This window comes from Streptomyces sp. DH-12 (genome assembly GCF_002899455.1).
GTDB lineage: Bacteria > Actinomycetota > Actinomycetes > Streptomycetales > Streptomycetaceae > Streptomyces.
Window position 1 is genome coordinate 7069068 of the sequence record NZ_PPFB01000001.1, and the last position, 20512, is coordinate 7089579.

The window sequence follows — 20512 nt, forward strand, 5'->3', positions numbered from 1 at the left end:
CCCCTCTCCGGGACGGACGCCGCCCCCGGCCAGTCTCCGGCACGCCCCGGAGCACCGCAACGCGACCGCGGCGGGCCTCGCGGGGACGAACGGGCGCACGGGAGCGGCCCCGCCTCGGACCGCCCGACGAGAACCGTCCTGCGGCCCTGCCCGTGGGGCGGGCCAGGTCAGGGCGAGGACGGCCGGGCGGCGCGGAACGCCTCGGCGACGCCGGAGTGGAAGGTGAACACCTCGTCCAGCCCCACCATGCGCATCACCCGCATCTGGGCGGGGGCGACCCCGGCCAGGCTGAGCCGCGACCCCTTGTCCTGGGACCGCCGGTAAGCCGTCACGAACACGGTGATCCCCGACGAGTCGCAGAAGGTCAGCCCGGACAGGTCCAGCACCACGCCGCACGGACCGAACGGCGCCTCGTTGACGGCTTCCGTCAGCAGCGGGGCCGTGTGATGGTCGAGCTCACCGGCCACCTCCAGGACGTACGGGCCCGTGGCGCTGGGGCGGGGGGTCACGGTGAACGTCTCGTCCGGTACGGACACGGAGTCTCCTCGGCGGGGTTTTCGGCGCATACGGGGTGAGCCTGACCTCCGCCCATCTCGTGGTGCCCGGCCGGCCGGTTCATCCTACGAAGTGCCGACCGGTGACTCGCGCACGCCCCGGGACTCGCGCTTCCCGGGCCCGCACCGGCCCCGGCCCGGCCCCCGCGGCGGTCCGCGGACCCGGGGCGGACGGCCCCACGGGTGAGGGACGTGTGATGATCTGGAGGGTCACATCGTGCTTTCCGGTTTTCCGCCACGGTCCGGCCGAGCACTCGGAACGCGGGAACCGTGACCGGTTCCCCGAGCGACAGTCGGCGTGGAGGGGACATGGACACGACGGCCGAAGGGGCAGAGCCCGGAGATGAGAACGCCGGAACGGTCCCCGGCGAGGCGATCGGCGACACGCTCGCCCTGATCGGCACCGGCGCCTACGCCGTGGACGGACGGGGGACGATCGTCGCCGTCAACGCCGTCGCCGAGCGGATGCTGGACCGGTCCGCCGCCGAACTCGTCGGCGCCGACGCGCACGACCTGCTGCACCGCAACGCCCGCGGCGAGTCCATGCCGACCTCGCAGTGCCGTATGCGGCCCGCCTTCCTCGCCGGCCGCCCGGCCCAGGACGACGACGAGTGGTACGAGAAGGGCGACGGCACGCTGCTCCCCGTCGCCTGGAGCATCGTCCCCTGTGCCGCCGGGGCCCACGACGCCCTGGTCCTCGTCCTGTTCCACCCCCGCGAGGCCGCCACCGGGGCGCACGGCCGTGCCACGGCCCGCGAAGGGACGCTCGACGAGCTGGAGCGGCTCGCCCTGCTGGCGGAGACGACCACCCAGCTGACGTCCACCCTCTCCGTCGACGAGGCGCTGCGCCGTCTTGTGTCACTGGTGCTGCCGCGCCTCGCGGACTGGGCGGTCGTCGACCTGATCAGCGAACACGACGAGGTGTGGCGCACCAAGGTGGTGCACCTCGAGGACGGCGTCCCGGTCTCCCGCCGTGATCTGGAGGGGCCGATGGCGCCCGTCCCCGCCGAGTCCCCGATGCCGCTGTCCCGGGCCCTGCGCGGCGTCTCCTCGACCATCGCCGGCCCCGAGACCTACGAGCGGTCCCCCGACTCGGGCATCGCCGTCGAGCAGCGCCGGCTGTTCGAGGCCACGGGCATGCACTCGGCGGCCATCGCCCCCATCCGCGGTCTGCGCGAGGTGCTCGGCGCCCTGACCCTCGGCCGGTCCGAACAGGCGGAGGCGTTCACCCCCGCCGACCTCACCCTGCTCGAGGACATCACCCGCCGCGCCGGACTGGCCCTGGACAACGCCCGCCTCTACCAGCGGCAGCGCAAGGTCGCCGAGACCATGCAGCGCTACCTGCTGCCCCAGCTGCCCCGCGTCACCGGCCTGGAGATGACCTCCCGCTACCTGCCCGCCCCGGACGCCTCCCACGTCGGCGGCGACTGGTACGACGCCTTCACCCTCGGGGACGGCGACACCGCGCTGGTCATCGGCGACGTCTCCGGGCACGACCTGGAAGCCGCCGCGGGGATGGCCCAGCTCCGCAACGTGCTGCGCTCCTACGCCTGGTCCCAGAACGAGCCGCCCGGCCGCGTCGTCGAGCGGGTGGACCGTGCCGTGCTGCGCATCACCGACGTCTCCATGGCCACCCTGGTGCTCGCCGTTCTGGGGACGGACGAGGAGGGGCGGTGGACCCTGCGCTGGACCAACGCCGGCCACCCGCCCCCGCTCCTGGTCACCCACGAGGGCGTGGCCGGCTACCTCACGGACGGCGGCGGCATGCTGCTGGGCACCGGCGCCGACCGTCCGCGCGGCGACGGATCGACGGTCCTGCCGCCGGGGTCCACCCTCGTCCTCTACACGGACGGGCTCGTCGAGTCCCCCACCCACTCCATCGACGAGGGGCTGGAGCGGCTGCGCCGGCACGCCGCCGTGCTCGCCCACCGCACGGTCGAGGCGTTCACCGACGAACTGCTGCGCAGGGCGCGCCCCGCCGACAACGACGACGACGTCGCCCTCCTCGCCGTGCGCGTCGGCACCCGCCCCGGACACGGCGGACCCGCCTGAGCGGGCGAAGGGCCCGTCCGCCGGTCAGCGCATGCCGTCGCGGAGCCGGGCGACGGCCGCCTGGAGGTCGTCGAAGGCCTGCTGCTCGCGCCGCGGGCTGGTGCGCGCCGTCGGCAGCAGGCTGTCCCGGGCCGCACGGGCCCGCGCGTACGCCTCGAAACGGGTGACCACGTCGGCCACGGCGTCAGGAGGCGGTGAGTCCTTGTGCGAGGGGTCGCGGGACGGCAGGGAGCGTCCCTCCCGCCGCGCGTTCGTCCGTCCGGTCATGCCCCGCATCCTTACCGGGCCTCCGGCCGCTCCACACTGCACGCCCCCGGACACGGACCCCGGGCCGATGTTGCCGGGACCGGGCAAGGAGCGCGGGGGCGGCCCGGGACCGGAGACGACCCGGGACCGTCCACGAGACGTTCATGGAACGACGCCACTCGCACGGGTGAAGTCGCCGTCCGCTCGGCGGGTGTGAGAACCCGACGCCCGGTTACCTGACATAGCGTCGATCCGGCACACCCGTGCCGATCGCGCCCGCGACGGCGTGCCCGCCCTCCCGGCCGATCTCCGCGTTGTGACCCGAAGGACCTCGATGGCGACACACACGACTGAACCCCTTTCCCCGGTGCCGGCGGCGGAGGGACGACGAGGGAAGGGGCGAGTGGTCGTCTCCTGGCTGACGACGACGGACCACAAGAAGATCGGGCACCTCTACCTGATCACCTCGTTCGCCTTCTTCCTGGTGGGCGGTCTGCTCGCCATGGTGATCCGCGCGGAACTGGCCCGCCCCGGGATGCAGATCGTGTCGGAGGAGCAGTACAACCAGTCGTTCACGATGCACGGCACGATCATGCTGCTGCTGTTCGCGACGCCCACGTTCGCCGGGTTCGCCAACGCCATCATGCCGCTGCAGATCGGCGCCCCGGACGTGGCGTTCCCCCGGCTGAACATGCTGTCGTACTGGCTGTTCGCCCTCGGCGGCCTCATCGTGCTGGGCAGCTTCCTCACGCCCGAGGGCGCGGCGGACTTCGGATGGACGGCATACCCGCCGCTCAGCGGCGGCGAGCGCACCCCGCACGTGGGCGGCGACCTGTGGGTCATGGGCCTGGGACTGTCCGGCTTCGGGACGATCCTCGGCGCCGTCAACTTCATGACCACGATCATCTGCATGCGCGCCCCGGGCATGACCATGTTCCGGATGCCGATCTTCACCTGGAACGTGCTGCTCACGTCCGTGCTGGTCCTGCTGGCGTTCCCGGTGCTGGCGGCGGCGCTGTTCGCGCTGGAGGCGGACCGCCGGTTCGGCGCGCGGATCTTCGACCCGGAGAACGGCGGCGCGCTGCTGTGGCAGCACCTCTTCTGGTTCTTCGGCCACCCCGAGGTCTACATCCTGGCCCTGCCGTTCTTCGGCGTCGTGAGTGAGATCATCCCGGTGTTCTCCCGCAAGCCGATCTTCGGCTACATGGGGCTCGTCGGAGCGACCATCGCCATCACCGGCCTCTCCGCCACGGTGTGGGCCCACCACATGTTCGCCACCGGCGCGGTGCTGTTGCCGTTCTTCTCCTTCATGAGCTTCCTCATCGCCGTGCCGACGGGCGTGAAGTTCTTCAACTGGATCGGCACCATGTGGAAGGGCAGTCTGTCCTTCGAACCACCGATGCTGTGGGCGGCCGGCTTCCTCGTCACCTTCCTGTTCGGCGGTCTGACGGGTGTTCTCCTGGCGTCCCCGCCGGTTGACTTCCACGTCCACGACAGCTACTTCGTCGTCGCCCACTTCCACTACGTGCTGTTCGGAACGATCGTGTTCGCCATGTTCGCCGGATTCAGCTTCTGGTGGCCGAAGATGACCGGCACCATGCTCGACTCGCGGCTGGAGAAGGTGCACTTCTGGACGCTGTTCGTCGGCTTCCACACCACCTTCCTGCTCCAGCACTGGCTGGGCGCCCAGGGCATGCCCCGCCGCTACGCCGACTACCTCGCCGCCGACGGGTTCACCGGCCTCAACACGGTCTCCTCCATCGGCGCCTTCCTGCTCGGCCTGTCGACGCTGCCGTTCCTGTACAACGTCTGGAAGACCGCGCAGAAGGGCGAGAAGATCGAGGTCGACGACCCCTGGGGGTACGGGCGTTCGCTGGAGTGGGCCACCTCCTGCCCGCCGCCCCGGCACAACTTCGTCACCCTGCCCCGCATCCGCTCCGAGTCGCCCGCCTTCGACCTGCGCCACCCGGCCCTGGCCGGCGTCGACCAGGCGGAGAACACCGGCCAGCGCGACGTGATCGACCCCGGCGGCCACAAGGGCGACCGCTGATGGCGCGGGCCCGGTCCCGCCGCGCCCTCGCGCACGACGCCTCGGCCGTCATGGCCGAGGCGGAGGGCATCGTGATGGCGCGGTCCCACATCGCCGAGGCCCGCCGCGAGGCGGAGGCACTCTGCGCCGACCTGCCGTGGCTGACCACCGCTCAGGCCGAGGACCTCACCCGGCACTACGTCGGCCGGCGCATCGACCTCACCCGGCAGATGCTCCGCACGACGGTCCGCCGCGCCGAGGAACTGCGCCGCGAGTACGAGGCCCGGTACGCCGAACTGCGCGGGGCGCTCCTGAGACGCCACGTGGCCTGGGCGTCCGGCCTGCTGGCCTGCGGCACCGGGATTAACGCGGCGCTCTGGCTGTTCACCCGCTAGAGGCGGCCCGCCGCAGCACCCGGCCGAGCCGGCCGGTGGGCGTCCGGCGGGCCGTGACCGACAGCCCCGCCCGCGGGAACCGCGCGTCGTACCCGTGGTGCCCGCCCGCAGCGGGGTGCCTTCCGGGAGGCGAGGGAGGCTTCCCCCCGACGGCGGGCCCGAAGGCGGCCGTGCCGCGCACCGGGACGCAGCCGGTGCGAAGGGGCTCGCCCCTCCTCGCCCCTGCCGGTGCCGGGAGTGCCGGCGCCCGTTCGGCGCGAGCCGTGACGCGGCCGGCCTCCGCGGGACCGCGCGCACCCTCGCGACGCCGGCCCCCTGATCCCTAACCGAGGTCCGGCAGCTTCAGCCACTCCTCCCAGGTGAGGTCCCGGCCGATGAAACGGGGCCGTTCGAACGGCCAGTCCTCGGCGATCCACCGCGGGACGAACGCGTCCAGCGCCCGCTCCAGCGGGCCGCCCGCCTCGTCGTCCACCACCCACCAGGAGATCTCCGCGTCCGCGCCCTCCTTCTCCGGCGGGTCGATGTAGACGCAGCCGCGCAACGCCGTGCGTTCCGGGTTCTCGATCGTGTAGTTGAACGACTCGTGCGCCTCGATCTCGGCGGCGTGCCGCTCCAGGTCGGCGAGGTTCGCCTCGTACGTCATGGTGGCCGGGGGCCAGCCCCAGGCGGGCCCGAAGACCGACCACAGCCGCTCGCGCGATCCCATCACCGCCGGATAGTCCAGCGGCGCGTCCGCGCCGCTGATCGGGCGCAGCCGGTGGCCCGCGCCGCCGGGGATGTCGACGTGCAGGGGGTGGACGAAGTCACGCGGAAGCCAGGTCATGTGCCGGAGCCAACCACGCGCCGCCCCGCCCGGCAAAGGAATATGCGAGTGGACCGTGGAGATCGTGGCCCACTGCTCCAGACCGGTGAGATGCGCGGGGGTGCACAGCGGTGAACGCCGCAAACGGCCGACGAACCGCTTATCTGGATGTCCGAGCATCGGACGATCGCAAGGAGCCCATCGTGTCGTCACCGCCTGCCGAACCCTCGTACACCGTGCCGGGCCTGCGCACCCAGGACAGCGGACGGATCATCGAGCTGTTGCAGATGCGACTCCACTCCCTCAACGACCTGCACCTGACCCTGAAGCACATCCACTGGAACGTCGTCGGACCGCACTTCATCGCCGTGCACGAGATGATCGACCCTCAGGTCGACAAGGTGCGGGACATGACCGACGACATCGCCGAGCGGATCTCCACGCTCGGCGGCGAGCCGAACGGCACGCCCGGCGCGCTGGTCGGCGCGCGCACCTGGAACGACTACTCCATCGGCCGGGCCGAGGCGATCGAGCACCTGGGCGCACTGGACGTCGTGTACACGAACATCATCGAGGACCACCGGGAGGCGATGCGGGAGACCGAGGAGGCCGACCCGGTCACCCAGGACATGCTCATCGAGCAGCTGCGCGGCCTTGAGCTGTTCCAGTGGTTCGTCCGCGCCCACCTCGAGTCCAGCGGCGGCAAGCTCAGCACGCGCGGCGCCACCACCGAGACCGGCGCCGCCGACCAGGCCGCGGAGCAGGCCCGCCGCCAGCCCTGACCGGCGCTCCCGCATCGGCGGCCCAGCACGATCCGGCCCGGACCGCGGCGGGCCCGGGCCTCACACCGCTTCCCGCACCTGCGAGGCCGTGATGCCCGACGCGCGGGCGACCAGCGCGGCGAACTCCCGCCGTACCGCGTCGCCCGCGTCCGTCTCGCCGAAGTGCCGCAGAGCGGAGTCCGCCAGCTCCGCGATCTTCTCCTCCACCACGGCCCGGGCACCCGTCCGTTCCAGCACCGCCCGTACGCTCTCCACGGCGCGCTCCGGCAGCGCGGGTGCGCCGGGGGAGAGGAGCGCCACGGCCTCCTCGTCCCCGGTCGTCCTGCCGAGTTCCAGGGCGACGGCCAGCAGATAGGTGAGCTTGCGGCTCCGCAGGTCGTCACCCACCGGCTTCCCGGTCAGCGCCGGATCGCCGAAGGCGCCCAGCAGGTCGTCCCGCAACTGGAAGGCGAGCCCCGCGCACCGGCCGGCCGCGCGCAGCGCCGCCGTCACCGCTTCGTCCGCCCCCGCCAGCGACGCGCCCAGGGCCAGCGGCCGCTCGACCGTGTAGAGGGCGCTCTTCAGCGTCGCGATGGTCAGCGCCTCCTCGACGCCGGACGCGCCGGCCGCCTGCGCCTGGAGGTCGCGGTACTGCCCGGCCACCATCTCCTCGCGCATCGCCCGCCACTCCCGGTACACCCGGGGCCCGTTCGGGGAGGCGAGCGCGACGTCCGTCATCAGGTCGTCCGCCCAGGCCAGGGCCAGGTCGCCGGCCAGGACCGCCGCCGAGTGCCCGAACGACTCGGCGTCGCCCGTCATGCCCTCCGCGCGGTGCATCCGCGTCAGGTCCACGTGCATCGAGGGCGCCCCGCGCCGCAGACGGGACCCGTCCATCACGTCGTCGTGCACGAGCGCGCACGTCTGCACCAGTTCGAGCGCCACGCCCGTCCGCAGCAGCGGGCCGGGGTCGCCCGTACCGCCCGAGGCCCGCCAGCCGCACCAGGCGAACGCCGTGCGCAGCCGCTTCCCGCCGCGCCGGGCGAATGCGGAGACCCGGCCCGCCACGTCACGGGCGAACACCGCGTCGAGGTCGTAGGCCCCGGACATCCGCTCGTCCAGCACCTCGCCCAGGACCCGCCCCACGGCCCCGGTGGCGGCGTCGGCGGTGAACGGTCCACCGGCCCGGTCCGCCGGTTCCTCCGTCGCCGACCGCAGTTCACGCATGCACAGCCCCTTTTCGTCGTCCGCCGCCCGCCCGCTCGCGCTCGCCCCCGGGTACCCGGGAAAGGGTCCGTCGACCTTTTCCGGCGCCTGCGACGGCCCGGAGCGCCCGCGCGCCTCCCGAGGTACCGGACCGGACATCAGCGGCGGACGCCTGTCCGTCGCCGGCGGGTCCGCCGGCTGGCCGGTCCGTCCGCGCCCTCGGCCGCCGCGAGGGCGATGTTGCGGGCCATGCCGCCGAACACGAGGGCGTGGAAGGGCGACACCGACCACCAGTACGCGTGGCCCAGCAGGCCCCGCGGATGGAACAGGGCGCGCTGCCGGTACCGGGTGCGGCCCGCACCGTCCGTCTCCACGCGCAACTCCAGCCACGCCAGGCCCGGCAGCCGCATCTCGGCGCGCAGCCGCAGCAGCCGCCCCGGTTCGATCTCCTCCACCCGCCAGAAGTCCAGGGAGTCTCCCGCCCGCAGCCGGTGCGGGTCGCGCCGTCCACGGCGCAGCCCCACCCCGCCGACGATCCGGTCCAGCCGCCCGCGCACCGCCCACGCCAGCGGGAAGGAGTACCAGCCGTGCTCGCCGCCGATGCCCTCGATCACCTTCCACAGCGCCTCCGGCGACGCGGGCACCACCTGGTCCCGTTCGTCCCGGTAGAGGCTGCCGCCGGCCCAGTCGGGGTCGGTGGGCAGCGGATCGCTCGGCGCGCCCGGCACGGAGGCGGACGACCAGCGGGTGGCGACCTGCGCCTCCCGCACCCGCGCCAGCGCCAGCCGCAGCGCCTCGTCGAAGGGCAGGGGCCGGCCGGGGGCGTCGGGCACGTACCGCGCGATGTCGTGCTCGCGGCACACCACCTCGTGGCGCAGCGACTCGGTGAGCGGCCGGGCGATCGCGGCGGGCACCGGGGTGACCAGCCCGACCCAGTGGCTGGACAGACCGGGCGTGAGCACCGGCACGGGCAGGATGACCCGCCGTCGCAACCCGGCGACCGCGGCGTAGCGGCGCATCATGTCCCGGTAGGTCAGCACGTCCGGGCCGCCGATGTCGAAGGCCCGGTCGACGTCGGGCGGCATCCTCGCCGAGGCGACCAGGTAGCGCAACACGTCGCGCACCGCCACGGGCTGGGTGCGGGTGTGCACCCAACTGGGGGTGACCATCACCGGCAGCCGCTCGGTGAGATAGCGCAGCATCTCGAACGACGCCGACCCCGAGCCGATGACGACGGCGGCCCGCAGCACGGTCGCGGGCACCGGCGAGTCGAGGAAGATCCGCCCCACCTCGGCGCGGGACCGCAGATGCGGCGAGAGGGTGTGCTCGGGCACCCCGTACGGGGTGAGTCCGCCGAGGTAGACGATCCGGCGCACCCCCGCCGCATGCGCCTGCTCGGCGAAGGTGCGGGCCGCCCGGCGGTCGGTGTCCTCGAAGTCCGCACCGGCGCCGAGCGCGTGGACCAGGTAGTACGCCACGTCGACGCCCTCCATCGCCCCGGCGACGGACGAGGCGTCGGTGACGTCGCCGCGCACCGTCTCGACGTCCCGCGCCCACGGGTGGTCGCGCAGCTTGTCGGGGGAGCGGGCCAGGCACCGGACCCGGTGGCCGGCCTCGAGGAGCGCGGGGACCAGGCGTCCGCCGACGTACCCCGACGCCCCGGTGACCAGGCAGTGCGGTCCCGCGCCGTTCCCTTGGCCCTGCCCGTCCACGGTCATCCCTCCGCACGGTCGATGTGACACCGGATCCTGTCCCCGATCCTCACCTCACGCGCCCGGTACCGCGCGCCGTCAGACGGCGCGGGGACGAAGTCGGCAGGCAGGAGGACGGGCGGCGGGGACCCGTACGGGTGACCCGGGGGGAGGCCGGCCGTCACCGGGGACCGCGCCGGGCCCTGCCGCCCGGACCGACGGCCGGCGTCACCGCTGCCCAGGGCCTCGGCACCGGCGTCGGCCCGCGGCTGCGGCTCGGCGTCCCGTCCGTCCGTCGGCGGACGCGGCACTGGGCACGACCCCGGACGCCTGGCGGACGGACGGCCCGGACCACGCACTTCCGGCGCCCCTCGTCCGCACCGACGACGGCACCCGGTACGGGGCCGCGCGGCAACGGCTGGACGACCCGGGAGCCGCACTTCGTGCGGGACCGACGAGGCGCCTCTCGGGTGGGCGGCTCGCGGCGGATCGATCCGCCGCGAGGCCCCGCTGCCCCGTACGGACCCGCTGGGCTCGGCATCCGGCGCCGTCCGCCGGAGGCTGGAGACCGGGCGGGGCGCACGCCGGCCGCCCCGGGCCGAGCGTGAGGAGAGAGCGTGGACGAGCAGGACCGCGTCGTGGTCGGGGTGGACGGCTCGCCGTCGTCGCGGCAGGCGTTGCGCTGGGCGGCCCGCCAGGCCGCGCTCACCGGAGGGACCGTGCAGGCGCTGACCTCCTGGGACTACCCCCAGTACCACGGCGCGCTGGGCTGGCTGCCCCCGTCGAGCGGTGACGAGGAGGCCCTGGAGGCCAGGGCGCGCGAGGATCTGACCCGGTGCGTCGAGGAGACGCTGGGCGTGCGGCCGTCGGTGGACGTCCGCACGGAGGTCCGGTACGGCACGCCGGCCAGTGTGCTGCTGCGCGCGGCACGGGACGCGTCCCTGCTCGTGGTCGGCAGCCGGGGCCTGGGCGGCTTCGCCGGCCTGCTGCTCGGCTCCGTCGCCCAGCACTGTGTGCAGCACGCGGCCTGCCCGGTCGTCGTGGTCCGGGAGGACACGGCCACCGGTATCGGCGAGGGGGAGTGAGAGGCCCGGCTCACCCGCGCGCCGCGGTGCGCACCAGTTCCCGGGCCAGGTCCGTGGCCGCCGCGACCGTGCCGAGGGACAGGGGGCGGGTGGCCACCGCGCCCTCGTGCAGGACGAACAGCCGGGCGGCGAGCGTGGCCGGGTCCGCGCAGCCGGCCGCCGTGGCCAGCTCCTCGAACAGGCCCAGCAGCCAGCGCTTCTGCTCCGCGGCGACGCGGTGTCCGGGGTGCCGCGGATCGGGCAGTTCGGCCAGGGCGTTGAGGAAGGCGCAGCCCCGGGCGTACGTCCCGGTCCAGCTCTTCAGCGCCTCGAACGGCGCGGTGACGGCCTCCTCGGCGCTGCCGCCGGCGTCCACGGCCGCGCGGACCGCCGACCGCCAGCGCCGGTCGCGTCCGGACAGGTAAGCCGCCACGAGATTGTCCTTCGACCCGAACCGGTTGTAGAGCGTCCGCTTGGTCACGCCCGAGTGCTCGGCGATCAGGTCCACCCCGACCGCCGTGATGCCGCGCTCGTAGAACAGCTCCTCGGCCGCGGCCACGATGCGGAGCCCGGCGGGAGTCAGGGGAGGGACGTCGCTGCTGCTGTCCATGCGCACGGACCTTCACTGATCGGTGTACGGTGGGGCGAAAGGTATACAGATCAGTGTACCCATGAGGAGGTGAGGGCCTTGTCCGAGCACATGCGCGCGGTGCGCATCACACGGCACGGGGGACCGGAGGTGCTGGAGACGGTCGACGTGCCCGTGCCCACGCCAGGGCCCGGCGAGGCGCTGGTGCGGGTCGCGGCGGCGGCCCTGAACAACACCGACCTGTGGACCCGCGAGGGCGCCTACGGCCGCCCCGGCGACCCGGAGGCCCGCTCCGGCTGGCGCGGACCGGTCGCCTTCCCCCGCATCCAGGGCGCCGACGTGGCGGGCCGGGTCGAGGCCGTGGGCCCCGGCGGCGACGCGGGTCTCCTCGGCCGCCGCGTGGTGGTCGACCCGGCGCTCTACGACGGCGACGGCCCGGACGCCCACCCGGTGGGCCTGATGGGCAGCGAACGCGACGGCGGCTACGCCGAGTTCGTCGTCGCCCCGGTGGAGCGCCTGCACGACGTCACCGGCTCCCCGCTCACGGACGACCAGCTCGCCTCCCTGCCCACCGCCTACGGCACGGCACTCGGCATGATCGAACGCGGGCGGGTGCGCGAGGGCGAGACGGTGCTGGTGACGGGCGCGTCCGGGGGAGTCGGTCTCGCGCTGGTGCAGATCGCCCGCGCCCGGGGCGCCCGGGTGGTCGCCGTCAGCAGCGGCCCGAAGACCGACGCCGTACGTGAGGCGGGCGCGCACGCCGTCGTCGACCGGGCGGGGGACGTCGTCGCGGGGATCCGCGCCGCCGCGCCCGAGGGCGTCGACGTCGCTCTGGACGTGGTCGCCGGGGACCTGGTGAGCGAGGCGGTGCCGCTGCTGCGCGAGGGCGGACGCTGGGTGATCGCCGGGGCGCTCGGCGGCTACCGGGTGACCCTGGACGTACGCCGTCTCTACCTGCACAACGTCCAGGTGATCGGCTCCGCGATGCACACGCCGGCGCACTTCGGCCTGCTCATGGACCTGGCCCGGCGGGCCGCCGTCGAGCCGGTCGTCGCCGCGGTGCACCCGCTGGACCGGGCGGCGCGGGCGCAGGAGGAACTGGCCCGCAGGAGGCACGTGGGGAAGATCGTCCTGCATCCCGGGGCGCCGGCGGCGCGCTGACCGGCCGGCGTCAGGTCTGCCGGGAGTGCACCGGACTGTGGGCGACCTCCTCCGGGCACCCCTCGTGCGCCGCGCGCCTGCGCCGGTCGCGCGTCCAGTCGTACGCCGCCAGGGCGAGCGACGCCAGCATCGCCGTGAGGGCCGCGCCCAGCGCGAGGAAAAGGGCCGTCTGGAAGTCGTCGCTCCGGCCGAGCGTCAGGTAGAACAGACCCGGCAGGGCGGCGGTGCCGACCGCCGCGCCGAGCCGCTGCCCCGTCTGCAGGGCGCCGCCCGCCGCGCCCGCCATCCGCACCGGCACGTGCCGCAGCGTCATGGTGATGTTGGGCGAGACGACGAACCCGCCGCCGATGCCGCCGATGAACAGCGCCGGCGCGGCGAGCCAGGGCGCGTGGTCCAGCGGCGCGAGACGCAGCAGCAGGGCGGTCGTGCCGAGGCCCACGATCACGCCCGTGAGGCCCCACACGGTGAGCAGCCGCCCGAACCGGTCGACCAGCCGCCCGGACACCACCGCCGCCCCCGCCGAGCCGATGGCGAACGGGGTCACGGCGAGGCCCGACTCCAGCGGCGAGTAGCGCAGTCCCTCCTGGTAGAACAGCGCGAAGACCAGCCAGACACCGCTGAAGCCGACGAAGTACAGGGTGCCGACGCCCGCGCCGACGGCGTAACCGCGCACGGTGGAGAACAGGCGCGGGTCGAGCAGCGGCGTCGTCCCCCGGGCGAGCAGCCGCCGCTGCCGCCGGACGAACACGGCGAGGACCGCCGTGCCGACCGGGAACAGCCACCACAGCCGGCTCAGCCCGCCGGCCTCCGCCTGCACCAGCGGGAACATGAACGCCAGCACGCCCAGGCCGAGCAGCAGCACGCCGGGCACGTCCACGTGGCCCCGTCCCGACTTCCGGGTCCGCGGCAGCAGGCGGCGGCCCAGCAGCACGGCGAGGACGCCGATGGGCACGTTGACGTAGAAGATCCAGCGCCAGCCCTGCATGCCGTCGGCCAGGGCGAGGATCGCGCCGCCGACGACGGGCCCGGAGGCGGAGGAGATGCCGACGGTCGCGCCGAAGTAGCCGAACGCCCGGCCGCGTTCGGCGCCGCGGAACATCTGCTGGATCAGCGCCGAGTTCTGCGGCGCCATGAAACCGGCCGCCAGCCCCTGCGCGAGACGCGCCACGACCAGCAGGGTGATGTCGGGGGCGGCGCCACAGGCCGCGCTGCACAGCACGAAGCCGCACAGGGCGATCAGGAAGATCTTCCGCCGGTCGAGCGCGTCCCCGAGCCGGCCCGCGGTGACGAGGGCCAGGGCGAAGGTCAGCGCGTAGCCGGACACCACCCACTGCACCTCGGCGGGGGAGGCCCCCAGGTCCTTCTGCACGGTGGGCAGCGCGACCGCCACGATCGTGACGTCCAGCAGGCTCATGAAGCCGGCCACCAGTGTGACCCACAGGGCTCGCCACCGGCGCGGATCCGGCTCGTACGCGTCTCCCTGGGCACCGGGCTGCCGGTCGCCCGCCCCTGACGCCGACGCTGTCACACGCAGTCCTCTCGCAGGCCCGAACAGGGCGAACATGTTCCCCGGCCGGGCCCGGCGCACACCCGGCGTGCCAGGAAAAAGCCGCCCGCCGATCCCCTCCGTCCGGCTCGGTCGGCGCATCCGCGGCCCGCGCGCCGTGGACCTGCCGCGGGCCGGTGACGCAGAAGCACACGACCGAGGGCCCGGTCACGGGCGACGCCTGACCGGACGCCTGACCAACGGCCGGAGGCCTCACCGCCCGGTCGTGCCTGACCGGCGACCTGCCCGCCCGGTCCCGCTCGACCGGGCGCGTCCCCGGGGACAGGCGGACAATCACGACCATGGGCATGTGGGGCAAGCGGGACGACATGGTGGTCCACGGGCAGGAACCGTTCAACGCGGAGCCGCCCGGGGCCGTGCTGGCCGGCGCGGCGGTCACGCCCGTCGACGCCTTCTACAGCCGCAACCACGGTCCGGTGCCCCGCCTCGACCCGGCGGACTGGCGGCTCGTGGTGGACGGCCTGGTGACGCGCCCGCTGCTGCTGTCCCTGGACGACCTGCGGTCCCGCTTCGACGCGACCGAGGCGACCGTCACCCTCCAGTGCGCGGGCAACCGGCGAGCCGACCTGACCGCCGTCCGCGCCGTCACCGGGGAGACGCCCTGGGGACCGGGCGCCCTGTCGACCGCCCGGTTCGGCGGGACGCGCCTCGCCGACGTCCTCGTCCACGCCGGGGTCGCACCGGAGGCCGCCCACATCGCCTTCCACGCCCCCGACGTCTCCCCGTCCGCCGACCCGCCCCAGCCGTACGAGGTGTCCGTCCCGCGCGACCGGGCGCTGGCCCCGGACGTGCTGCTGGCCTGGACGATGAACGGCGCCCCGCTGCCCACCGTCCACGGCGCGCCCCTGCGAGTGGTCGTACCGGGCTGGATCGGCGCCCGCAGCGTCAAGTGGCTCACCCGCGTCACCGCGCGCACCACCCCCTCCGACGGCTACTTCCAGGCCACCGCCTACCGCCTCCCCCCGGCCGGACGTGACACCGAGGGCGTCACCCTCGGCCCGCTCCCGCTCAACTGCGCCGTCCTCACCCCGTACGACGGCGCCGTCCTGCCGCGCGGCCCGGTGGAGGTCACCGGATATGCGCTCGCCGGCGAAGGGCGCACCGTCGCCCGGGTCGAGGTGTCCACGGACGGCGGCCGCGCCTGGTCCCGTACCGCGCTGGACGAGCCGGACGGGCCGGAGGCGTGGCAGCGGTGGCGCACCACCCTCGACCTGCCGGCCGGCGACGTGCACGTCCTGGCCCGGGCCTGGGACTCCTCCGGCACGGGCATGCCGGAGTCCCCGGCCTCGCTGTGGAACCCCAAGGGCTACGTCAACAACGCCTGGCCCCGCGTGCGCCTGCGCGTCCGCTGACCGGCCCCGGCCGCGCGGGCCGCCTCCCGTTGTTTGCCCGCCGCGCGCGGGGAAACTCAGCGCCCATGAGCAAGAAGCCTGGGCGCCGCCTCCTCGGACAGAACCGGATGCTGTGGCTGCTGGACGCGCTGGAGCGCGATCCCGGCCGTGACCAGCTGATCGACGCGCTCGGCGCACGCGTGCGCGCGCTGCCGCTCGGGCGCGTCCGGAACGTACTCCACGGCAAGTGGCTCGGCCACCCCGTGCACCCGATGACGATCCACCTGCCCATCGGCAGCTGGATGTCGGCCGCCGTGCTGGACCTCAAGCCCGGCCGGTCCCGGCAGGCCGACCTCCTGGTCGCCGTCGGGCTGGCCGGGGCCGTCCCCACCGCCGTGACGGGCCTGACCGACTGGGCGGAACTCCGCCGCGAACAGCAGCGGGTGGGCCTGGTGCACGCCATGGCCAACACGGCCGCCGTCGGCCTCTACGGCGCCTCCCTCGTGCTGCGCCTCACCGGCCGGGGCACGGCCGGACGTGCCCTCGGGTACCTCGGGCTGACCGCGGTCGGCGTCGGCGGGCTGCTCGGCGGCCACCTGGCGTACCGGCAGGCGGCCGGCGTCAACCACGCCGAGGAGGTCCCGCACGTCGTGCGCGACGGCTGGCACCGCGTCGGCGGCGTCGACGACTTCCCGGTGGGCGAGCCCGTACGGTGCGTCGTGGACGACGTGCCGGTCCTGGTGGTGCGGGAGACCGGCGGGGAGGTCCACGCGCTCGCCGAACGCTGCAGCCATCTGGCGGGACCGCTGTCCGAGGGCACGGTCGCCGACGGATGCGTCCGCTGCCCCTGGCACGGCAGCGTCTTCCGGCTCTCCGACGGCTGGAACGTCGAGGGTCCCGCCACCGCGCCCCAGCCCGCCTTCGACACGCGCGTGACCGACGGCCACGTGGAGGTGCGGCTGCCCCAGCACGACGTGCCCGAGACGCCGTACGGCAGCGAGGCGTTCGCGGAGACCTCCGCCGACGGGCACCGGCCCCCGCGGCGGTGACGCACGCGCGGTGCGCCGGAAGCGGCCGTTTCGTCGCACCCGGCGCGGAAACCCGGCGCCTCACGGTGACCGCCGGTGACGAGTGGGAGGCAGTGGATGAAGAAGGCGTTGTGGATGGTTCCGGTCGCCGCGGCCGGCGTCGCGGCGGCACGCAAGGCCGGGACGGCGGCGCGCGGCGGCGATGACGACCGGGCGGGCGACCGGTGGCTCACGGTGACGGTGAACCGTCCCATGGAGGACGTCCGGCAGGACGGCAAGCTGCCCGAGCCCCTCGAGCGGCTCGCCGACCGCATCGAGGTACGGACACAGCCCGCACCGGGCGACCGCGGCACGGAGCTGGCCGCCCGGCTCAAGGATCCGGTGCCCCCCGCCGCGACCTCCGTGCCCTCGCGCCTGGCCGGGAAGGACCCGCGCCAGGAGGTACGGCACGCGCTGCGCGAGGCCAAGGCCGTACTGGAGACGGGGGAGGTCATGCTCCCCGACGCACCGCCGACGGCCCGGCCCACACCGGGCGGCCGGCTCGTCGGCCTGTTCAGCCGCCGCTCCGGCGGGGAGGGAGTGCTGTGAAGGCCCTGTGCTGGGAAGGCGTCAACAAACTGTCCGTCGAGCAGGTCCCCGACCCGGAGCTGCGCAACGACCAGGACATCATCGTGCGGCTCGTCGCGGGCACCACCTGCGGCTCCGACCTGCACCTCATCGGCGGCTACATCCCGGCGATGCGCGCCGGGGACGTCATCGGCCACGAGTTCGTCGGCGAGGTCGTCGAGACCGGGTCCGCGGTGCGCCGCCACAAGGTGGGCGACCGGGTCGTCGTCTGCTCGTTCGTCGGCTGCGGCCGCTGCTGGTACTGCGCCAACGACCTGTGGTCGCTGTGCGACAACACCAACACCAACCCCGGTGTCGGACAGGCCCTGTTCGGCTACGAGACCGCCGGCATCTTCGGCTACTCGCACGCCATGGGCGGCCTGCGCGGCAGCCACGCCGAGTACGTGCGGGTCCCGTTCGCCGACTACGGCGCCTTCACCGTGCCCGAGGGCATCGACGACACCAGCGCCCTGTTCGTGTCCGACTCCGTGCCCACCGGATGGATGGGGGCGGACCTCGGCGGGGTGAAGCCCGGCGACGTGGTGGCCGTCTGGGGGTGCGGCGCCATCGGCCAGATGGCGGCGCGGGCGGCGATCCTGCTCGGCGCGGAACGCGTCATCTGCATCGACCGCATCCCCGAGCGGCTGGAGATGACCGAGCGGTACATCGGCGCCGAGACCATCGACTACACCACCACCGACGTGGCGGCGGAACTGCGCGAACGCACCGGCGGCCGCGGCCCCGACGTGTGCATCGAGGCGGTCGGCATGGAGGCCCACAGCGACGGGCCCATGCACCTGTACGACCAGGCCAAGCAGCAGCTCCGGCTGCAGACGGACCGCCCCACCGCCGTACGCCAGGCCATCCACGCCTGCCGCAAGGCGGGCACCGTGTTCGTCCTGGGCGTGTTCGCGGGCGCCGTCGACAAGTTCCCGCTCGGCGCCGTGGTCAACAAGGGGCTCACCGTGCGCGGCGCGCAGATGCACGGGCAGCGCTACGTCCCGATGCTCCTCGACCGGCTCGCCGCCGGGGAGATCTCCACCGCCCACCTGGCCACCCACTCGGTGTCCCTCGACGACGCCCCCACGGCGTACGACATGTTCAAGCACAAGACCGACGGCTGCGTCCGCGCGGTCATCCGTCCCGGGCTCTGAGGGGCCGTCCGTGGCCGGCGTACTGAAGACCGCCCACCGGGCCGCCGCACAGGTGGCCCGGTGGCGGGGCGCGCCCGCCGTGCACCCCACCGGGGTACTGTGCTCCGGCACGCTGCACGTCACCGGGCGCGCCGACCGCCCGTGGGGCGAGCCCTGGCTGGACCGGCACGCCTCGTACCCGGTGATCGTGCGCTGGTCCCACGCCCTGGGCACGCCCCGGCGGCTGCCGGACGCGCTCGGCCTGGCCGTCCGCGTCGAGGACGCCGGCGGCCCGGACCGGCCGCTCGACCTGCTGTTCACGTCCAGCGGCACGGGCCGTCTCGGCCGCCACCTGCCGCTGCCGCGCCCCGACGCCCTCACCGGGGCGTACTCCACCCTGCTGGCGTACCGGACGGGGGAGTGCGAGCGGGTGCTCGCCGCGTTCCCGCTGATCGATCCGCCGCACACACCGCAGCCGACGCTGTGGCAGGAACTCGCCTGCCGTCCTGTGCGGTTCCGGCTGTGCGCCGCCGCGGCCGGTGAGCCCTGGCGCCCGTTCGCCTCCCTCGCCCTCGAAGCGGTGCACCCCGCCCCCGCGGAGACCACGGTGTCGTACGACCCCGTCGCGCACAGCCTGCCCGGCCTGCGGCCGGCCGGACGCCTCAACCGGCTGCGCGACGCCGCGTACGCGGGCTCCCGCCACGGACGCGGCGCCGCATGATCCCCTGGCTGTGCCTCGCTGTGCCCTCTAACCGCGCCGGCGGGCGGAACGGACCGCCAGGGCGACCGCGCCTGCGGCCGCGACCGCTCCCGCCGCCACGAGGGAGGCACGGCGGGCGGCCGGACCACTGCCCGGCGTCAGGTCCCGCAGCCGGTCGAAGGCGCTGAGCGGGACACCCCGCAGCGCGTTCCCGGGCGGACGACGGGGCACGCCCGGATGCGGCCGGGTCGGGGCGGTCGCCCGTACGGCCTCCCACGCGGCGCCGATGCGCCGCAGCTTGCGGTCGTCGAACGCGGTCCGCAGATGCGGCAGCAGCTCGTCCTCCTCGTCGCGGATGTCCTCCCGGATGAGCGCGAACGCCTCCTGGATCCACTCCGCGCGCCGGGGATCGTCGGGGGAGCGTTCGATCCGGGCGATCAGTTCGTTGATCGCCTGGTGCTCCTCCTCGACCCGGCGGGTCAGCGCCTCCCCGTCCGGGGCGACGCGCCGCAGCAGCGGCCACAGCACGGTCTCCTCGGCGAAGGCGTGGCTGAACACCAGCTGGACGATGTCCAGCCACAGCCTGTCGCGTTCGCCGGGCGGGAGGTCCGCGGACCGGTAGCGGTTCATCATCGCGTCGAGCCGTGCGTGGTCCCGGCGCTGCCGCATCAGGATGCTGTCGTCACCACCGAGCGCGTCGGCGTCCTGTCCGGAGATCGGCACGGCGGGTGCGGTCACGGCCGCCCTCCGGACGTGTCTCCGGAGTCCTGGGCGTCCGCGCCGCCGGGCGCCTCCTGGTCCCGGGACTCGTCCTCCTCGGGGTGGACGTCCTTCTCGCCCGTCTCCTGCTCCAGCGGATGGGTGAGGTCCTTGTCGTCGGGGGTGCTCATGGTCGCTCCTCGGGTCGGTTCCGAGCGCCGGGTTCCCCGGAAGGACCGGACCTCGCAGCCGAACCGGGTTTTTCTCGCGCGCTTCCGTCCCGCGTCCGTGGACCGGCTGTCGCTCCCGTGGGTCAGCCGACCGGCCAGCCCGCCACGCGGCTTCGCGGAGGCTCCGCCTCCAGGGGCCGTACCTGCCCCTTGCGGATGACGCCGCGCCAGGCGCCGCACTCCTGGCCCACCCCTTCGATGAACTGCTTGAAGCGGCCCAGCTCGGCCCGCACCAGCCGCGGTGTCACCGGCGTCCGGTGCACCAGGTGCCGCTTCGTCGGCCGGGCCACGGACCGCAGGCCCACCACGATCTCGGTGCGGTTCGGGTCCAGGGAGCGGAACCGCACCTCGCCCCGGTGCCCGGCCCAGCGGCCGAGTCCCTGCCACGCGATCAGCTCGTCGGGATGCTGTTCGACGATCTCCGCCGTGTACGTCCAGGTCGCCCAGCCGGTGCCGATCTCCCACCGGGTGAGGTTCGGGCGGAGCTGCTCGACCCCCTTCACCCAGCGCATGAAGCGGGGGAAGGTTTTGAACTGGGTCCACTGGTTGTAAGCGGTGTGCACGGGAACGGCGACCTCGATCGCCTCTTCGACGGACTGCGCGGCTGCTGCAGGCATGGCCCCACCTGTCGCTCGGGTTCTCTTCCCCAGTGTGCCCCGCATGCCGCACCG

The 20512-nt window shown here is 74.4% G+C and carries 21 protein-coding genes; 11 read left to right on the forward strand and 10 right to left on the reverse strand.

All coding sequences use genetic code 11. The annotated features are described in order from the left end of the window. Window positions 1-167: 167 nt before the first annotated feature. Entirely contained in the window at window positions 168-536 is a 369-nt protein-coding gene (locus C1708_RS31150) for an STAS domain-containing protein (RefSeq protein WP_106415820.1), read from the reverse strand. 327 nt (window positions 537-863) lie between these two features. On the opposite strand from C1708_RS31150, the gene C1708_RS31155 reads away from it, so the two are divergent. Then, window positions 864-2606, forward strand: a complete 1743-nt coding sequence (locus C1708_RS31155) for a SpoIIE family protein phosphatase (protein ID WP_106415821.1) — start codon at window positions 864-866, stop codon at window positions 2604-2606. Between the two features lie 24 nt (window positions 2607-2630). On the opposite strand, the gene C1708_RS31160 is transcribed toward C1708_RS31155, so the two are convergent. Then, the gene (locus tag C1708_RS31160; protein ID WP_106415822.1) at window positions 2631-2873 is read right to left on the reverse strand and encodes a hypothetical protein; all 243 of its coding nucleotides are present in this window, start codon (window positions 2871-2873) and stop codon (window positions 2631-2633) included. A gap of 313 nt (window positions 2874-3186) precedes the next feature. Between C1708_RS31160 and ctaD the strand changes: the two genes are divergently transcribed. Next, window positions 3187-4902, forward strand: coding sequence for an aa3-type cytochrome oxidase subunit I (ctaD, locus tag C1708_RS31165; protein ID WP_198602658.1), 1716 nt, complete (start codon window positions 3187-3189; stop codon window positions 4900-4902). Then, complete coding sequence (locus C1708_RS31170) at window positions 4902-5276, forward strand: hypothetical protein (RefSeq protein WP_106415824.1); 375 nt, start codon at window positions 4902-4904, stop codon at window positions 5274-5276. Before ctaD ends, C1708_RS31170 begins: the two co-directional genes overlap by 1 nt. Window positions 5277-5598: 322 nt before the next feature. On the opposite strand, the gene C1708_RS31180 is transcribed toward C1708_RS31170, so the two are convergent. Further along, window positions 5599-6099: a GNAT family N-acetyltransferase gene (locus tag C1708_RS31180; RefSeq protein WP_106415825.1), complete on the reverse strand. Its 501-nt coding sequence runs from the start codon at window positions 6097-6099 to the stop codon at window positions 5599-5601. A 182-nt stretch (window positions 6100-6281) separates the two neighbouring features. On the opposite strand from C1708_RS31180, the gene C1708_RS31185 reads away from it, so the two are divergent. Continuing rightward, window positions 6282-6860: a Dps family protein gene (locus tag C1708_RS31185; RefSeq protein WP_106415826.1), complete on the forward strand. Its 579-nt coding sequence runs from the start codon at window positions 6282-6284 to the stop codon at window positions 6858-6860. A gap of 60 nt (window positions 6861-6920) precedes the next feature. Here C1708_RS31185 and C1708_RS31190 read toward each other — a convergent pair whose 3' ends face one another. Together C1708_RS31190 and C1708_RS31195 are read right to left on the reverse strand one after the other, a co-directional pair. Next, window positions 6921-8063: a polyprenyl synthetase family protein gene (locus C1708_RS31190; RefSeq protein ID WP_106415827.1), complete on the reverse strand. Its 1143-nt coding sequence runs from the start codon at window positions 8061-8063 to the stop codon at window positions 6921-6923. A gap of 137 nt (window positions 8064-8200) precedes the next feature. Then, window positions 8201-9760, reverse strand: a complete 1560-nt coding sequence (locus tag C1708_RS31195; RefSeq protein WP_106415828.1) for an SDR family oxidoreductase — start codon at window positions 9758-9760, stop codon at window positions 8201-8203. 590 nt (window positions 9761-10350) lie between these two features. Here C1708_RS31195 and C1708_RS31205 point away from each other — a divergent pair. Then, window positions 10351-10818: a universal stress protein gene (locus C1708_RS31205; protein WP_106415830.1), complete on the forward strand. Its 468-nt coding sequence runs from the start codon at window positions 10351-10353 to the stop codon at window positions 10816-10818. Between the two features lie 10 nt (window positions 10819-10828). Here the strand turns inward: C1708_RS31205 and C1708_RS31210 are convergent, their stop codons facing one another. Next, entirely contained in the window at window positions 10829-11407 is a 579-nt protein-coding gene (locus C1708_RS31210) for a TetR/AcrR family transcriptional regulator (RefSeq protein ID WP_106415831.1), read from the reverse strand. Between the two features lie 90 nt (window positions 11408-11497). On the opposite strand from C1708_RS31210, the gene C1708_RS31215 reads away from it, so the two are divergent. Beyond that, window positions 11498-12547 carry a zinc-binding dehydrogenase gene (locus tag C1708_RS31215; protein WP_106416571.1) on the forward strand — a complete coding sequence of 350 codons (1050 nt, stop codon included), beginning with the start codon at window positions 11498-11500 and terminating at the stop codon, window positions 12545-12547. A gap of 10 nt (window positions 12548-12557) precedes the next feature. Here C1708_RS31215 and C1708_RS31220 read toward each other — a convergent pair whose 3' ends face one another. Next, on the reverse strand, window positions 12558-14075 hold the full coding sequence (locus C1708_RS31220; protein ID WP_106415832.1) for an MFS transporter: 1518 nt from the start codon (window positions 14073-14075) through the stop codon (window positions 12558-12560). A gap of 320 nt (window positions 14076-14395) precedes the next feature. On the opposite strand from C1708_RS31220, the gene C1708_RS31225 reads away from it, so the two are divergent. The 5 genes from C1708_RS31225 to C1708_RS31245 all read left to right on the forward strand — a co-directional run bounded on the left by C1708_RS31225 (window position 14396) and on the right by C1708_RS31245 (window position 18933). Continuing rightward, window positions 14396-15466, forward strand: coding sequence for a sulfite oxidase (locus C1708_RS31225; RefSeq protein WP_106415833.1), 1071 nt, complete (start codon window positions 14396-14398; stop codon window positions 15464-15466). Window positions 15467-15531: 65 nt separating this feature from the next. Continuing rightward, on the forward strand, window positions 15532-16494 hold the full coding sequence (locus tag C1708_RS31230) for a Rieske (2Fe-2S) protein (RefSeq protein WP_106415834.1): 963 nt from the start codon (window positions 15532-15534) through the stop codon (window positions 16492-16494). A gap of 96 nt (window positions 16495-16590) precedes the next feature. Next, window positions 16591-17061 carry a hypothetical protein gene (locus C1708_RS31235; protein ID WP_106415835.1) on the forward strand — a complete coding sequence of 157 codons (471 nt, stop codon included), beginning with the start codon at window positions 16591-16593 and terminating at the stop codon, window positions 17059-17061. Then, window positions 17058-18233, forward strand: a complete 1176-nt coding sequence (locus C1708_RS31240; protein WP_106415836.1) for a zinc-dependent alcohol dehydrogenase — start codon at window positions 17058-17060, stop codon at window positions 18231-18233. Before C1708_RS31235 ends, C1708_RS31240 begins: the two co-directional genes overlap by 4 nt. A 10-nt stretch (window positions 18234-18243) precedes the next feature. Continuing rightward, window positions 18244-18933, forward strand: coding sequence for a catalase family protein (locus C1708_RS31245; RefSeq protein WP_106415837.1), 690 nt, complete (start codon window positions 18244-18246; stop codon window positions 18931-18933). Window positions 18934-18960: 27 nt separating this feature from the next. Here C1708_RS31245 and C1708_RS31250 read toward each other — a convergent pair whose 3' ends face one another. From C1708_RS31250 to C1708_RS31255, 3 genes are all read right to left on the reverse strand, one after another. Next, window positions 18961-19650, reverse strand: coding sequence for a hemerythrin domain-containing protein (locus C1708_RS31250; RefSeq protein ID WP_106415838.1), 690 nt, complete (start codon window positions 19648-19650; stop codon window positions 18961-18963). Next, window positions 19647-19802 carry a hypothetical protein gene (locus tag C1708_RS34095; RefSeq protein WP_157951299.1) on the reverse strand — a complete coding sequence of 52 codons (156 nt, stop codon included), beginning with the start codon at window positions 19800-19802 and terminating at the stop codon, window positions 19647-19649. Before C1708_RS34095 ends, C1708_RS31250 begins: the two co-directional genes overlap by 4 nt. A 122-nt stretch (window positions 19803-19924) precedes the next feature. Further along, on the reverse strand, window positions 19925-20458 hold the full coding sequence (locus C1708_RS31255; RefSeq protein ID WP_106415839.1) for an SRPBCC family protein: 534 nt from the start codon (window positions 20456-20458) through the stop codon (window positions 19925-19927). Window positions 20459-20512: the final 54 nt, after the last annotated feature.